This window comes from Streptosporangium sp. NPDC050284 (genome assembly GCF_044459525.1).
Taxonomy (GTDB): Bacteria; Actinomycetota; Actinomycetes; order Streptosporangiales; family Streptosporangiaceae; genus Streptosporangium.
The window spans coordinates 69,893-84,745 of sequence record NZ_JBITIZ010000012.1; the positions used below are offsets into that span (position 1 = coordinate 69,893).

Below are 14,853 nucleotides of genomic sequence, written 5' to 3' on the forward strand. Positions count from 1 at the left end.
CGAGACCGCGAGACCGCGAGACCGCGAGACCGCGAGACCGCGAGACCGCGAGACCGCGAGACCGCGAGACCGCGAGACCGCGAGACCGCGAGACCGCGAGACCGTCGCCGGGGGAGGGCTCCGTTAGTCTGGCGAGGTGCTTGTCGCCGCGGCCGTGTGCCCGCATCCCCCGCTGCTGGTCCCCGAGCTGGCCGGGGCCGCGGCCTCGGAGCTCGACGACCTCAGGGCGGCCTGCGCGGTCGCGATCGGGGCGTTGCGCGGCGCGGGAGCCGACGAGATCGTGGTGGTGGGAGGCGCCGACCGAACCGCGACGTACGGCGCGGACGCGGCGGGAAGCCTCGCGCCCTGGGGCGTCGACGTCCGAGGCGGCGAGGGGGAGCCTGTCCTGCCGCTGTCCCTGACGATCGGACGCCTGCTCCTCGACGCGGAGCGCCTGACCGTCTCGGGAATCCACGCGATCTCCTTCGACGCGCCTCCCGGGGAGTGCGCGACCCTGGGAGAGCGGCTGGCGGCCACGGCCGGTCGCGTGGCGATGCTCGTCATGGCCGACGGTTCGGCCTGCCTCACCGAGAAGTCCCCCGGATATCTGGACCCCCGCGCGAAACCGTACAACCGGGCGATCGTCGAGGCACTCGCCCGCGCCGAGATCCCGGTGCTCGACCCCGGCGAGGCCGCCGGGCTGTGGGTCGCGGGCCGCGCGGCCCTGCAGGTTCTCGGCGGGTGCCGAGGCGCCATGCGCGGCGAGATCCTCTACGACGACGCGCCCTACGGCGTCGGCTATTTCGTCGCCCGCTGGACGGAGTGATCCCGCGGGGAAGTGGCTATACCGTGGCGGACGAGGACGGCGCCAGGGGCGTCGGGGACGACGATCTCGCGAAGGGGAGACGAGGCCGATGGCGGGGACCGTGGCGTTCGGGAGCGTTCCGACGCGGCTGGGGGACATGGCCGTCGCCGTGACCGAGGACGGCGTGGTGAGTGTCGGCTGGGAGGATCCGTCCCGGTTCAGAGCACGCCTGCTCGAACGGCTGGGGTTGGAGGAGACGGACGATCCCGGCGTGACGGCGGCTGTGCTCGGTGAGCTGGGCGACTACTACGCGGGCAGGCTGAAGGTCTTCGGGGTGCCGCTGGACTGGCGGCTGACCTCGCCGGTGCAGCGCAGGGTGCTCGGCACACTGTACGAGACGGTCCCGTACGGCAAGGCGGTGACCTACGGGGAGCTGGCGGCCCGCAGCGGGACGGGTGTTCCCGCGCGGGCCATCGGGTCGATCATGGGAGCCAACCCGATCCCCGTCATCGTGCCGTGCCATCGGGTGATCGCGGGCAACGGGCTCGGCGGGTTCAGCGGTGGCGACGGCGTGGAGTCGAAGCGCTGGCTGCTGACCCTGGAGGGCTACCTGCAGCCGATGCTCGACTGGGACTGACCGGGGACCGGAGTCGGCCACGGTAAATTGTCGACGGATCGTCTGTGGCTCGTCTAGGGCCCTGAGGGCGGTGGCGTTGTGCCGGGACCGGACGCGGTGTCGTCCCGCCCGGAAGGCCCGGAAGGTGTGGTGCGTCCGGGCGCGGGCGTCGTACCCGGCGGCGTGGTGCGGCCCGGCTCGTCGATCTTGTCAGCCATCTTCCTGGCCTTCCGCGCGGCGGTGTCGACCTGCTGGGCGTGCTTCGGCCCCAGCTTCTTCTTGGCGAACCGTTCCGCCTTGTCGATGCCCTTTTTGGCGAGTTCTTCGGTCTTGGCGCCGCCACCCAGCATGTGCTTGACCTTGTCGAGGATCGACATGGTGAATCCCCCAATTCCGATGCGAGGACACATCGCCTCTCATCCATACCCGGGGAGTTGGCAGACTTACCTCGTGCCTCAGCTACCCGTCATCGCCGTCGTCGGCCCGACCGCGGCCGGAAAGTCCGACCTGGCCGTGGATCTCGCCCTCGAACTGGGGGGCGAAGTGATCAACACCGACTCCATGCAGCTTTACCAAGGAATGGACATCGGAACGGCGAAACTGTCCGTGGCGGAGCGCAGGGGAGTGCCCCACCACCTGCTGGACATCTGGGACGTGACCACGACCGCGAGCGTGGCCGAGTACCAGTCGCTGGTCCGGCCGCTCATCGACGACCTGCGGGCGAAGGAGGTCGTGCCCATTCTGGTGGGCGGATCAGGGCTGTACGTGCGGGCCGCCCTGGACGACCTGGAGTTCCCCGGTACCGATCCGGAGGTCCGCGCCCGGCTGGAGGCCGAACTCGACCTGCGAGGCCCCGGCCCGCTGTACGAGCGGCTCCGCGAGCGCGACCCGAAGGCCGCCGAGACCATCCTCCCCGGCAACGGGCGCAGGATCGTCCGCGCCCTGGAGGTCATCGAGATCTCCGGGCGGCCGTTCTCGGCCACGATGCCGTCGTACGACGCCGTCTACGAGAGCGTCCAGCTGGGGGTGGAGGTGCCCAGGGCGACGCTGGACGCCCGGGTCGAGGCGCGGGTCGACCACATGTGGCGGGCCGGGCTGGTGGACGAGGTCAGGGAGTTGGCCGCGCGCGGGCTCGCCGGAGGCCGTACGGCGAGTCGCGCCCTCGGGTACGCGCAGGTGCTGCGCTTCCTCGGCGGGGAGTGCACCGAGGAGGAGGCGAAGCAGGAGACGGTACGGGCGACGCGGAGGTTCGTCCGACGTCAGGAGTCGTGGTTCCGCCGCGATCCTCGCGTGATCTGGCTGCCCCAGCAGGAGCCTGACCTTCTGGGGCGCGCGCTCGCCGCGATTCACGGCTGACCGCTCCCCGGACCGGCCGGGATGCGGCGGGACGGCGCGGGCGGCGCGGGCGGGGGCGCGTGCGACCGGCAGGAGTGGTGAGGGCGGAAGCGTGCCCGGATAGGGTTGGTAGATGCGATTCGTGAAGGGACACGGCACCGAGAACGACTTCGTCATCCTCCCCGACCCGGACGGTGAGCTGGAGTTGTCCGCGACGACCGTGGCGGCGGTGTGCGACCGGCGCGCGGGGATCGGTGCGGACGGCGTGCTGCGCGTGACGCGGACGAAGCTCAGCCCGGAGGTGTCCGACCAGGCGGGCGAGGCCGAGTGGTTCATGGACTACCGCAACGCCGACGGCGGCGTCGCCGAGATGTGCGGCAACGGAGTGCGGGTCTTCGCCCGCTACCTGGTCGACGCGGGACTCGCCGCGCCGGGGGAGTTCGGTGTCGCGACCAGGGCGGGTGTCAAGCGGGTGCGGCTGGCGGAGACGGGTGACGTGACCGTCGAGATGGGCCCGCCTCGGGTGCTGGGTTCGAGTCGCACGACCGTCGCGGGCCACGAGTACGAGGGTCTCCACGTCGACATGGGCAACCCCCACCTGGCCTGCGTCATCGGCGACCCGGTGGCCCAGCTCGACCTGAGTCACCAGCCCGCGTTCGACCCCGAGACGTTCCCCGGAGGGGTCAACATCGAGCTGCTCAATCCGGTGGGCCCGCGCCGGGTCGTCATGCGGGTCTTCGAGCGCGGTTCGGGTGAGACGAGGTCCTGCGGCACCGGCGCCGTCGCCTCTGCGGTGGCGGCCGCGCGGCTGACCGGTGAGACCAGCGGCACCTGGGCGGTGGAGGTGCTCGGAGGCACGGTCACCGTCACTCTCGACGAACACACCAGTTATCTGGCGGGTCCCGCCGTCCTGGTCGCCTCCGGTGTGGTCACGCTCTGAGCGGTGTGCGCGCCTCCGGTGTGGTCGCGCTCTGAACGGCACGTTTCCTCGGCCGTGTCCGGTGTGGTCGCGTTCCGAGTGGTGCGTGTCCCGGTCACGTTCCGAGCGGTGCACATGACGTCGACGCTTCCGCCGCCCGCGGTGTCGCGCGGGCGCGTCGTGTCCGCCGAGGTCACGCTCCGGGGCGCGAGGGTGAATCTTTCGTGACCCCCGTGGCGTCGCCGTGGGCCTCGTGTCCGGCGGGGACACGCTCACCCGCACGTGCGGGGCCATACGGTGAGGCCTCGGAGGTGCACGGGATCGCCAAGCCGTTTGGGGCATGCTCCCCGACCTGGCAGACTGACGTCCCATGGACGTGGACATCTGGGCCTGGGTGGGCGACACCCAGCGGCAACTGCATGAGGCGGGCAACACCGGTCTGGCTATGGCGATCGGAGATGTGCCCGCGCAGGCGTTGGAAGGTCGGTACGGGCAGCTCGACGTGCTCGCGCCCGCCATCGCGCAGCAGGCGGAGAACCTGCGACTGCCCTGGCTGGAGTTCTACGCCCGCTACTGGCACCTGATCGGCCGCGTCGGCGACCGCGCGCAGGGGACGGTCGCGATCGCCGACGCCGAGACGCTGGTGGAGTTCACCAAGCGGGAGGACGTCCGCGAGTGCCCGGCCGTGCCCGGTGCCGTCGTGGCGCTGGCCATCGCGCAGGCGAACGCGGACGGTCCCGGTTACGCCGCCGAGCGGCTGGCCGCGCTCTCGGCCCTGGACGTCGAGCCCGGCTCGCTGGCCTTCGCCTCCGTCGCCGAACAGTACGTCGCGGCGCTCGTCGACGCGGGGCGCGTCGACGAGGCCGTCTCCCACGCGGAGACCGCGGTGGCGGCGCTCGGCGGTGCGGACCGTGAGGCGAGCTGGGAGCTGGGGGCCGCCTCGGCCCGCGCGCTGCTCGCCGCCGGACGCGCCGAGGACGCGCTCACCGCGCTCGACGCCGCGGCCGGGTTCAAGCCCGACGACCCGGTGGCCAAGGAGCACCGCGAGGGAGTGCTCCGCTCACTCGTGCTCGCCACCCTCGGCCGGGTGCAGGAGTCCGTCGACGCCCTGCCCGACCTCGACGTGGTCGGCGATCACCCTCGCGTCTGGGTCGAGTGGTCGCACGCCATCCACGCGCTCACCGGAGCGGCTCAGATCACCAACACCTGGCAGCTGGGCCGGGTGCTCAAGCAGTGGATCGACTACTTCGCGATGATGGGCGGCTACCGCGCCCGGGTCGAGCTGGCGCTCGTCGCGGGGCACCTGGCGGTCGCGCGCCAGGGAATCTGGCAGGCGCGGCTCCTGGCCGACCTGGCGGAGTCCGCGGCAGGGGAGCTCAGGAGCCCCGGTGACGTCGCCGAGCGGATCACCGAGCTGCGCGCCGCCGCGGATAAGGCCACCGCGCTTCCTGCGCCGGGTCCCACGGACGAGCTGGTCGGCTACTTCGACGCCGCCGACGGCTTCAACGCCGACCCGGAGCGCTGGGTGGGCTGGCTGGCCCCGCTGTCCGGCCGTGACGTGGAGGCCACCCGGCGCCACACCACCACGCTGGGTTTCCTCGGCTACCCGGCCAAGGGCGCCGACATCTACTGGACCATGCTGGTCGAGTCAGGTGACATCGAGACCGCCGACCCGCAGGACGCGTCGTACCTCAGCGGCCTGCTGATCGAGGCACGTCAGGACGAGCGCCTGGAGCAGGTCGCGGAGCGGCTGCCCGCCGCGCAGCGCCACCTCGCCCTGGGGCGCCTGTACACCTCGCGGGAGCGCTGGGAGCAGGCAGCGGCCGAGGGCGAGGCGGCGGTCGCCGCGGGCGGCGGCATCGAGGCGGTCCGCCTGTGGTCGGCCGCGGCGCAGCAGCTCGACGACAACGCCAAGGGCGCCGGCATTCTGCGTGATCTCCTCGACTCGGAGGAGATCGAGCAGCAGGACGTCTGGCGAATGATCGTCATGGCGACGGCCGCGGAGGACTGGGAGACCGTCCGTCTGGGCACCGCCAAGATCGGGATGCCGCTGCAGTCGACCGAGGGGCCGATCGAGGAGGAGATGGGCCTGGTGCGCATCATCCTTCCCGCCCCCGACGGCAGCCAGCGCCAGGTCCTGAGCGTGCGCACCGGCCCCGCGACGGCGCGTCTGGCCATCCCCCAGCCTCCCGGTATGGAGTACAACGCCGGTGACCTGGTCGTCTTCGAGCCGCAGTTGCTTGAGCCGATCCCGGAGAGCGCCGAGGAGCAGGAGAGCTTCGTCCCGCCCTTCGCCGCGGTCAGCATGCTCCGTCCGGGTGGCTACACCAGCTGGTTCTTCGACGGCGCCGCTCCCAGCCAGGCCGACTGGACGGAGTTCAACGACGTCATGGTCGAGCGCGGCTGGCCGATGTGGGTCTACAGCGACGACAACTACACCGTGACCCACCCGACCTCGGGCGAGCCGCTGCCCGGCGTGTTCGGCTGGATCGCGGTCCCGCCGGATGTCAGCCCGGTCGAGCTCGACGCGCTTCTGGACGACGCCACCGAGCGCTGGGTGCACCCGCTGGCCTGGCTCGACCTGGCCAAGGCCGTCGACGTCGAGGTGGAACGGCACGAGCGGATCACCAAGGAGTACGGCCTGTAGGACGGCTCGCCACGGCCGTGCCTGGCGGTCCGTGGCGCCGCCTGCTCTTCGGGAGGTGTGGCGCCTCCGGAGGGGAGGGTCGCGGTCATCCGTGACCCACTCGGAGTCCGTATCGCCGGTGACCCGCCAGGATCACCGGCGATCACGGGACACCGCGTCGCCCGCGAGTGGGCCGACCCCTCGCGGGCGGTTTCCGGCACGGTCACTAGAATCTCATTCGGCACATTGGGTGAATGAGGGAGGACCGGGATGCTGGAACGATTCCGGCTGGACGGCAAGGTCGCGATCGTCACCGGCGCGTCCTCGGGGCTGGGTGTCGCGTTCGCGAGAGGTCTGGCCGAGGCGGGCGCGGACATCGTGATCGGTGCCCGTAGGAAGGACCGCCTTGAGGAGACCCGCGCACTGGTCGAGGAGACCGGCAGGCGGTGTGTGGCTCTCGCCACCGACGTGACCAGGCCGGAGGACTGCCGGGCACTGGCCGAGACGGCGGTGGCCGAACTCGGCGCGGTGGACATCCTGATCAACAACGCGGGCGTGGGCTCGGCGGTCCCGGCGTTGAAGGAGACGCCCGAGCAGTTCCGGCAGGTCGTGGACATCAACCTGCACGGCACCTACTGGATGGCGCAGGCCTGTGCCAGGGTGATGAGGCCCGGCTCCTCGATCGTCAACATCGGGAGCATCCTGGGCGAGACGACCGCCGGCCTGCCGCAGGCCGCCTACAGCGCCTCCAAGGCGGGGGTCGTCGGCCTCACGCGCGATCTCGCCCAGCAGTGGACGGGGCGGCGCGGCATCCGGGTCAACTGCGTCGAGCCGGGGTTCTTCGCCTCGGAGATGACCGAGCAGTACGCCGAGGGTTATCTGGCCAGGCAGCTTGACCAGCGGGTGCTGATGAAGCGTGCGGGCGACCCGGCCGAGCTCGTCGCCGCCGCGATCTTCCTCGCCTCGGACGCCGCCTCGTACGTCACCGGTGCGGTGATCCCTGTCGACGGCGGGATCCTGATCACCTGATCCGGCTGCTCCGAGTGGAGTGCCCATGGTGGCTTTTGTCCGGATCGAGTGAGAAAGATGCTGGTAAGGCATGGATTGATGGGTCAGAAATTCTCTCGTTCTCCCAAAGACTGCTTAAGGCTTTTAAGATTGAGGGCGGCATCTGAGGTAATTTGCCGCTTCAGTTGGTGAGCACGTGAGAGGTGGCAGGGTGCGGACGGCACTGGTACGAGGCGTGGTCGTCGCGACGATCGCGTTCACGGTGGCGGGCTGCGGCCCGTTTCCCGACGGAGGCGTGGACGAGGGGACGCGGTCCTCGGGAGGGGCTTCCGGGGACAAGAACTCCGCCTCCGAGGCGCTCAAGGACCTGAGGAAACTTGAGGTCAAGGGGCGCGCCCCGATGACGGGATTCAACCGCGACAAGTTCGGTCCCGCGTGGTCGGACGTCGACAAGAACGGCTGTGACACCCGCAACGACATTCTCATTCGCGACCTCAAGGAGGAGGTCTTCAAGAAGGGCGAGGAGGGCTGCATCGTGCAGTCCGGAATTCTTGAGGACCCCTACAGCGGCAAGACCATCAAGTTCGAGCGCGGGACACGGACCAGCATGGCGGTGCAGATCGACCATGTGATCGCGCTCGCCGACGCCTGGCAGAAGGGCGCCCAGCAGTGGCCCGTTTCCAAGCGGAAGGAACTCGCCAACGACCCGCTGAACCTGCTGGCGGTGGACGGGCCGCTGAACAGCCAGAAGGGCGCCGGAGACGCGGCGACCTGGCTGCCGCCGAGCCGCGCCTACCGGTGCCCCTATGTGGAACGTCAGATCAAGGTGAAGGTCAAGTACGAGATGTGGGTGACGTCCGGGGAGAAGGACGCCATGGAGGAAGTTCTCAAATCCTGTTGATCAGTCGTCGTAGTCGCGCTTCAACTTGATGATCTTTCCGGTCTTCGCGGACACGTAGACGTCGTACTCCCAGGCTCCCTTGTGCAGCTCGACCTTCCAGGCGCGCTGACCGTGCTCCCACTCGCGCTCGACCTTGCTCACGCGCGCGCCGGGGACACGCTTCTTGGCGATCTTCACGGCCTTGCCGGAGGAGATGTACGCCGAGGTGGTGACGGGTGCGGTACCCGTGGTGCCGGCCGCGGTCACGCCGGTCGTGCCGGTCGTGGCCGCGGTGGCGGTGATCGCCGCACCGTCCGTCTGGTGCGCGGCGAGGGCGATGCCGCCTCCACCGGTGAGGAGGGCGGCGGTTGCGAGGGCTCCGACGGTGATTCTGGTGATTCGTGTCATGGGTCAAGATTTGCGGAGACTTTGCTAGGGGCACGCTAAGAGATCGTTAACCGACGGTGAGTACGGCTCGCCACCGGATTCCGGAGTGCTCCCCGGCGCCACTTCCGGCGGCCCGCTCAGTGACCGGCGGCCGAGGCCTGCTCCCGGGCCAGCCGCTCCTCGCCCGACAGCGTGTTGAGCGGCTTCTCCTTGATGAACAGGACCGCCACCAGCGCGAGCGCGGTGAGCGGCACGCCGATGAGGAACAGTTCGGCGGTGGCCGTCGCGTACACGTCCTGGACGATGCGGACGACGGGAGCGGGCAGCTTGGAGATGTCGGGTACGGCGCCACTCTCGCCACCCGCGCCGCCGGCGGCCATCGGGCCGAGCCTTTCCGTCATGAGCGTGGTGATCCGGTTGGCCAGCACCGCGCCCAGGGCGCTGACGCCGACGGCGCCGCCCATGCTGCGGAAGAAGGTCAGCACCGAGGTGGTGACCCCCAGGTCGTGGGCGGGTACGTCGTTCTGGGCGGCGAGGACCAGGTTCTGCATGAGCATGCCGACACCGATGCCGAGCACCGCCATGTAAATCCCGAGCAGCACCGTGCCGGTCTGACCGTCGATGGTGCTGAGCAGGCCCATCCCGGCGAGCATGACGACGCTGCCGGCCACCAGGAAGCCCTTCCAACGGCCCCACTTGGTGATGAGCTGGCCGGCCACGGTGGAGGAGACGAGCAGGCCGAACACCATCGGCAGGCTCAGCAGGCCGGCGACCGTCGGCGACTTGCCGAGCGCCACCTGGAAGTACTGCGACAGGAAGACCGTGCCGCCGAACATGGCCACGCCGACCAGCACGCTCGCCACGGTGGCGAGGGTGACGGTGCGGTTCCTGAAAATGGTCAAGGGAATGATCGGCTCGGCCGCCCGCGACTCCACCCAGATGGCCAGCGCGAGGATGAGCAGGGCGCCGCTCACGAGGGCGAAGGTCCACCAGGAGCCCCACTCGAACTGGCTGCCCGCCAGGGACGACCAGATCAGCAGCATGGACACACCCAGCGTGATCAGCAGGGCGCCCAGGTAGTCGACCTTGACGTCCCTGCGCACCACCGGCAGGTCGAGCGTGCGCTGCAGCAGGACGATGGCCAGGATCGTGAACGGCACGCCGATGAGGAAGCACCAGCGCCAGCCGAGCCAGGAGGTGTCCACGAGCACGCCGCCGATGAGCGGGCCCGCCACGGTGCCGACGCCGAACACGGCGCCGAAGATGCCGGCGTAGCGGCCGAGCTCACGCGGCGGGATCATGGCCGCCATCACGATCATCGCGAGCGCGGTCATGCCACCGGCGCCGATGCCCTGCACGACGCGGCTGACGATGAGGATCTCCACGTTCGGCGTGAGGCCCGCGATCAGCGAGCCCACCACGAACAGTCCCAGTGAGAGCTGGATCAGCAGCTTCTTGTTGTAGAGGTCGGCCATCTTGCCCCAGAGCGGCACCGTGGCCGTCATGGCCAGCAGCTCCGAGGTGACGATCCAGGTGTAGACGGTCTGCGTGCCCTGCAGGTCGGTGATGATGCGGGGCAGCGCGTTGGCCACGACGGTCGAGGCCAGGATGGACACGAACATGCCCACCATCAGCCCCGACAGCGCCTGCAGGACCTTTCTCCTGGAGGTGGGCGCCGCGGCCACGGCCTCGGGCTGCGCGCTGGTGGATGTCATCTTTCCTCGATTTCTCGGGCGGGGACCGGCGCTCCGCGTGATTCGCGCGGACGCCGGCCGAACGGGAACGTGTTCGGGGGGTGATCGAAGGAGAACGGTGACCGGGGCGGTCACGGATTGGGCAGGCCGGCGGCGAGCTGGGAGAAGGCCTCGTCGACCAGGTCGGCCAGCGCCGGGCGGCCGTCCGCGGCGCTCCAGCGCATCATCGCCGCACGGAAGGCCGCCATGGCCACCGCGGTGGCCAGCTCGGGATAGCCGCTCGTACCCGGTTCGACGCCGATTCTGCGTGCGACGACGGCGGACACGGCGCGCTCGGTCTCGGTGCCGTTGGCGACCAGGCGCGGCAGCAGTGACGGGTTCTGCTCGAACACCTTCAGTCGCAGCAACCACTGCTCGCGCCGCTGCTGGACGTGTTCGGCCTCGACCCGCGACATCAGACGCAGCGCCTCCAGGACCGGCACCTCGACCGGTACGGCCTCCAGCCTCTCGCGCAGCTCGGCGACGGACGCCGGGCTCGCTCCGACAAGCGCGTCCTCCTTGGACGGGAAGTAGTTGAAGAACGTGCGTGAGGAGAGGTCCACCGCTGTGGCGATGTCCTCCACCGTGACACCCGCCAGGCCACGTTCGGCCACCAGCGTCAGGGCGGCGTGCTCCAGCGCCGCGCGGGTCTCGAGCTTCTTTCGATCTCTCCGGCCGAGCTCGTCCGCACTCTCCACACTGGTCACAGCGTCAACAGTAGGGAGGAACTTTCAGATTGTGCAACATTTCATTATATGAAGTGCGACAGATCACAACTGGGACGAGCACGCCGGGGCCTCGCGGGGGTCCTTCTCATCGGTTCGGTGACGTCAGTGGCCACCGCGTCCGCGCCCGGCTCGTTCCTGCCCGACCGCAAGGGCCCCCGGGGTCAGGACGTGACGGCGGGCAGGAACAGGATCACGCTCGCCCCGCCGGAGGGGGAGGTGCGCAGGGACAGCGAGCCACCCGCCGACTCCGCCGTGCGGCGGGCGATGTCGAGGCCGAGACCGGTCGATCCGGCTCCGCTCTCGCCACGCTGCAGCGGATCAGGCGTGGCGAAGCCGGGACCCGCGTCGGCGACGGTCAGCAGGGCGCCGTCGCCGGTCGCCTCCAGCCGTACGGAGAACGAGACCCCCTCCGGGGTGTGCGCGAACACGTTGCCGAGCAGGGCGTCCACACAGGCGGCCAGGTCGTCCGCGGCGACCCCCACCGGCAGTGGTCCCGGAGCGAGATCCAGGGTGAAGCTTCGTGACTGGTCCTCGGCGAGCACCGACCAGAACGCGACCCGCGCCTCGGTCACCGCCGCCGCGTCGCACTCGGCCCGCTCACGCACCCGCCGCCTCGCCTCGGTGATCACCGAGGTGACGGCGCGTTCCAGGGCGTCCACCCTCGCCTCGATCCTGGCCGACTCCTCGGGATCGGCCAGTGACTCCGCCTCCAGCCTCAGCCCGGTGAGCGGGGTGCGCAGCCGGTGGGACAGGTCGGCGGCGCTCTCCCGCTCTTCTGCGAGCAGGCCGGTGATGCGCTCGGCCAGGTGGTTGAGGGCGAGACCGACCGCGTGCACCTCGGGAGGGCCGTCGGGCACCGTCCTGGCGGACAGGTCGCCCGCCGCGAGCCGGTGCGACACCTTCGCCAGCGCGGTGATCGGCCTGATCACCGCGCGGGCCAGCCGGTCGCCGACCAGCACGCCCAGTCCGACCAGGGCCAGGCCGAGCGCCGCCAGCCCGGCCCAGACCTGGGGCACGCCCCTGGTCAGGTCGGCGTCGTCCAGGAAGACCCGGACCACCGCCGTACCCCCGGGCGCCCCCTGGACCGCGACCAGGATCTCCCGCCCGCCGGGCGCGGCGGCGGTGACGCTGCGGCCGCGGGAGGCCAGTTCCACGGCGGTGGAGCGCGGGGCGGGATCGCCGATCACCTCCCCGCCGGGAAGGAAGACCGTCACCGGATGCCTGGCCTGTTCCGCGGTGAGCCGCAGGGTCTCGGTGTCCACCGCGCCGACCACGACCGCCACCGACTCGGCCTCGCTCTCGGCCTCGCTGACCGCTCCGCTCACCGCGACCGTGCGGACCAGCAGGGCGAGCGGGACCAGCAGGGCGATCAGTACGAGGGAGGTGGTCGCCGCGACCAGCAGGGTCAGCCAGCGCCTCATGCCGGGGCGGCCAGTCGCACACCGACACCCCGGACGGTCTGCAGGTAGCGGGGCTCCTGGGATGTCTCGCCCAGCTTGCGGCGGAGCCAGGAGAGGTGGACGTCGACCGTCTTGTCGGCTCCGCCGTAGGGGATCTGCCAGACGTGGGTGAGCAGTTCCCGCTTGGTGACCACCTCGCCGGGCCTGGCCGCCAGGTAGTGCAGCAGGTCGAACTCGCGAGGACTCAGATCCAGCGGCGTCCCGTCCAGGGTCGCCTCCCGGGTACGGGGGTCGATGCGCAGGCCACCGACGGTGACCGCGCTGTCGGCGCGGCTCTCGCCCGCCACCCGCCGGAGCACGGCCCGGATCCGCGCGTCGAGCTGGGCCGCGCTGAACGGCTTGACCACGTAGTCGTCGGCACCCGCGTCCAGCAGCCTGACCATCTCCGCGTCGCCGTCTCGCGCGGTCGCCACGATCACCGGGACCCGGCTCACCGCGCGCAGCATCCGCAGCAGGTCAAGTCCGTCCATGTCGGGCAGGCCGAGGTCGAGGACGACCAGGTCGGGGTGTTCCTCGACGGCCAGCCGCAGGCCTTCGAGAGCGGCGGGGGCGGACGACACGGCGTGGCCGCGATCGCGCAGGCCCCGGGTGAGGGAGGTGCGGATCGCGGCGTCGTCCTCGATGAGCAGCACATTCGACATTTGCCGCCACGTTAGCCTTCTCCCGCACCGCGTCAAAAGCGGGTTAGCCGCTCCTTAGCGTTGTCTTATCGTTTCAGGTGGCACAGTGAGGGACATGCGCAAGCGTCTTCCCCTGGTCGTGGCCGGATGGCTGATCACCGGGCTTCTCGCGATCGGAGCGGGTGTGGCGGTGATCGATCGTCTCAGCGAGCCGCTGACGGACACCGGTCTCCGGCCGCTCTCCGCCGCCGAGGTCGATGAGGCGCTCGCCCTCGCCTCGTCTCTTCCCAGTGCCCCGCCCACCGCTCCCGCTGAGAATGCTCCCTCGGAGAGTGCCCCTTCCGAGAGTGCCGGGGAGCCCGGTGAGGCCACCCCCGAGCCCACCGCCGCCACCACCGCCACGCCCGGCGCGGAGCCCGGCGAGAGCCGGCTGATCATCACGAAGGGCGGCAGGGTGATCGCCCGGTGCGAGGGGGGCCTCGTCACCCTGCGGTCGTGGAGCCCGGCCCAGGGCTTCCAGGCCGACGACGTCGAGCGCGGACCCGCCGACCGGGCCCGCGTCGAGTTCGAGTCCGAGGAGGACGAGGTCAAGGTCGAGGTCCGCTGCGCGGCCGACGGATCACCCGTCCACCGCCTGCACAGCTGACCCGGGCTCTCACCTCTTACCACTGTCGGGTTCCATAAGTGGATATGTCTCCTTTGGGCGTCGGTAACCGCCCGCCCCGCTGCCCGTGATCGGCCGCCACTAGGATCCGCCTTCACGAAACGGGTGCGAAAGGGAGAGACGATGAGCGCTCAGAAGGCCGGTGGCGGCAGACGGCTGCTGTTGAAGGGGTTTCTCCTCGCGGTGGTCCTGCTGGTGGTCTCCGGGTTCGCGCTCAGCGCGTGCTCGCGGGTGAGCACCCAGCCCGACGAGGTGGTCCTGCACTACGCGGGCGGTGTCCTGGAGGCCATCAAGTTCGAGAAGTGCATCAACCCTTCCAGCGGTGCCACGCTTCTCGGCCCCGGCGACAAGGGATACTCCTATCCGTTCGGCCAGCGGACCTTCGACTTCTCCGGGGCGGACGACGCCGAGGCCAAGCCGCTGTCGGTGGTCTCCAAGGACAACGTGGAGATGACGGTTTCCGGGGTGGCGACGTTCACGCTGAACACCGACTGCAAAACGCTCCAGCAGTTCCACGAGAAGATCGGTCTGAAGTTCCGCGCCTACTACGAGGAGGGCGAGTCGTCCGGCGGCTGGCGGCGGATGCTCAACATCTACATGCGCGTGCCGCTGGACCGCGCGCTGGACGCCGCCTCGCAGGAGTTCGAGTGGCGAGGGCTGTTCAACGACCCGAAGGTGAAGCAGGCGTGGGAGACGCGGGTCGGCCAGCTCGCCAGGGAGTTCATCAAGGAGACGTCCGGGGGCGACTACTTCTGCAACCAGAACTACGCGGGCAGCGGGCAGTGCGGTGACATCGTCCTGACCATCCAGAAGCCCGAGCCGCCGGAGGCCCTGGTCTCCGCCCTGGCCGCCGAGCAGGCGGCGAAGGCGGAGAACGTCGCGCAGACCCAGCGCAACGCCAAGGTCCGCACCGAGATCGAATCGATCAAGGACCTGGTCAAGGTCCTCGGTCCTGAGGGTGCCGTGCTGTGGCAGGCCATCCAGAAGGGGCAGGTGAGCGTGGTTCCGGTGCCGCAGGGCAGCAACCTCAACATCACCCCTCCCGGACGCTGACCCCGGCACCCAACCTCCGGCCCCCGGGACCCTCGTCCGG

At 70.4% G+C, this 14,853-nt stretch carries 15 protein-coding genes; 9 read left to right on the top strand and 6 right to left on the bottom strand.

The features are described 5' to 3' along the window. Window positions 1-136: 136 nt before the first annotated feature. The gene (locus ACIBH4_RS26620; RefSeq protein WP_362501262.1) at window positions 137-805 is read left to right on the top strand and encodes a hypothetical protein; all 669 of its coding nucleotides are present in this window, start codon (window positions 137-139) and stop codon (window positions 803-805) included. An 88-nt stretch (window positions 806-893) separates the two neighbouring features. Further along, window positions 894-1,421: a methylated-DNA--[protein]-cysteine S-methyltransferase gene (locus tag ACIBH4_RS26625; RefSeq protein ID WP_362763983.1), complete on the top strand. Its 528-nt coding sequence runs from the start codon at window positions 894-896 to the stop codon at window positions 1,419-1,421. Between the two features lie 53 nt (window positions 1,422-1,474). On the opposite strand, the gene ACIBH4_RS26630 is transcribed toward ACIBH4_RS26625, so the two are convergent. Next, window positions 1,475-1,777: an antitoxin gene (locus tag ACIBH4_RS26630; protein WP_362501266.1), complete on the bottom strand. Its 303-nt coding sequence runs from the start codon at window positions 1,775-1,777 to the stop codon at window positions 1,475-1,477. A 73-nt stretch (window positions 1,778-1,850) separates the two neighbouring features. Between ACIBH4_RS26630 and miaA the strand changes: the two genes are divergently transcribed. The 5 genes from miaA to ACIBH4_RS26655 all read left to right on the top strand — a co-directional run bounded on the left by miaA (window position 1,851) and on the right by ACIBH4_RS26655 (window position 8,189). After that, window positions 1,851-2,756 carry a tRNA (adenosine(37)-N6)-dimethylallyltransferase MiaA gene (gene miaA / locus ACIBH4_RS26635; protein WP_362501268.1) on the top strand — a complete coding sequence of 302 codons (906 nt, stop codon included), beginning with the start codon at window positions 1,851-1,853 and terminating at the stop codon, window positions 2,754-2,756. Window positions 2,757-2,868: 112 nt separating this feature from the next. Then, on the top strand, window positions 2,869-3,675 hold the full coding sequence (gene dapF, locus ACIBH4_RS26640) for a diaminopimelate epimerase (protein WP_362501270.1): 807 nt from the start codon (window positions 2,869-2,871) through the stop codon (window positions 3,673-3,675). Window positions 3,676-4,024: 349 nt separating this feature from the next. Then, on the top strand, window positions 4,025-6,301 hold the full coding sequence (locus tag ACIBH4_RS26645) for a tetratricopeptide repeat protein (RefSeq protein ID WP_362501272.1): 2,277 nt from the start codon (window positions 4,025-4,027) through the stop codon (window positions 6,299-6,301). A gap of 249 nt (window positions 6,302-6,550) precedes the next feature. Continuing rightward, on the top strand, window positions 6,551-7,309 hold the full coding sequence (locus tag ACIBH4_RS26650) for an SDR family oxidoreductase (RefSeq protein ID WP_362501274.1): 759 nt from the start codon (window positions 6,551-6,553) through the stop codon (window positions 7,307-7,309). Between the two features lie 190 nt (window positions 7,310-7,499). Further along, window positions 7,500-8,189 (top strand): HNH endonuclease family protein, encoded by a 690-nt coding sequence (locus ACIBH4_RS26655; RefSeq protein ID WP_362501276.1) that lies wholly within the window; start codon window positions 7,500-7,502, stop codon window positions 8,187-8,189. Here ACIBH4_RS26655 and ACIBH4_RS26660 read toward each other — a convergent pair whose 3' ends face one another. The 5 genes from ACIBH4_RS26660 to ACIBH4_RS26680 form a co-directional block, all read right to left on the bottom strand. Then, the gene (locus ACIBH4_RS26660; RefSeq protein ID WP_362763986.1) at window positions 8,190-8,576 is read right to left on the bottom strand and encodes a PepSY domain-containing protein; all 387 of its coding nucleotides are present in this window, start codon (window positions 8,574-8,576) and stop codon (window positions 8,190-8,192) included. Between the two features lie 116 nt (window positions 8,577-8,692). Continuing rightward, on the bottom strand, window positions 8,693-10,270 hold the full coding sequence (locus ACIBH4_RS26665) for an MFS transporter (RefSeq protein WP_362501280.1): 1,578 nt from the start codon (window positions 10,268-10,270) through the stop codon (window positions 8,693-8,695). 110 nt (window positions 10,271-10,380) lie between these two features. Beyond that, window positions 10,381-10,995, bottom strand: coding sequence for a TetR family transcriptional regulator (locus ACIBH4_RS26670; protein WP_362501282.1), 615 nt, complete (start codon window positions 10,993-10,995; stop codon window positions 10,381-10,383). Window positions 10,996-11,177: 182 nt separating this feature from the next. Next, window positions 11,178-12,437, bottom strand: a complete 1,260-nt coding sequence (locus tag ACIBH4_RS26675) for a HAMP domain-containing sensor histidine kinase (RefSeq protein WP_362763989.1) — start codon at window positions 12,435-12,437, stop codon at window positions 11,178-11,180. Next, a complete protein-coding gene (locus tag ACIBH4_RS26680; protein WP_362501286.1) occupies window positions 12,434-13,117 on the bottom strand; it encodes a response regulator transcription factor in 684 nt (227 codons plus the stop codon). The genes ACIBH4_RS26675 and ACIBH4_RS26680 overlap by 4 nt, the downstream gene beginning before the upstream one ends. A gap of 94 nt (window positions 13,118-13,211) precedes the next feature. Here ACIBH4_RS26680 and ACIBH4_RS26685 point away from each other — a divergent pair, with 94 nt between their 5' ends. Continuing rightward, window positions 13,212-13,742 carry a hypothetical protein gene (locus tag ACIBH4_RS26685; protein WP_362501288.1) on the top strand — a complete coding sequence of 177 codons (531 nt, stop codon included), beginning with the start codon at window positions 13,212-13,214 and terminating at the stop codon, window positions 13,740-13,742. Window positions 13,743-13,883: 141 nt separating this feature from the next. After that, complete coding sequence (locus tag ACIBH4_RS26690) at window positions 13,884-14,813, top strand: hypothetical protein (RefSeq protein ID WP_362501290.1); 930 nt, start codon at window positions 13,884-13,886, stop codon at window positions 14,811-14,813. Window positions 14,814-14,853 lie beyond the last annotated feature (40 nt).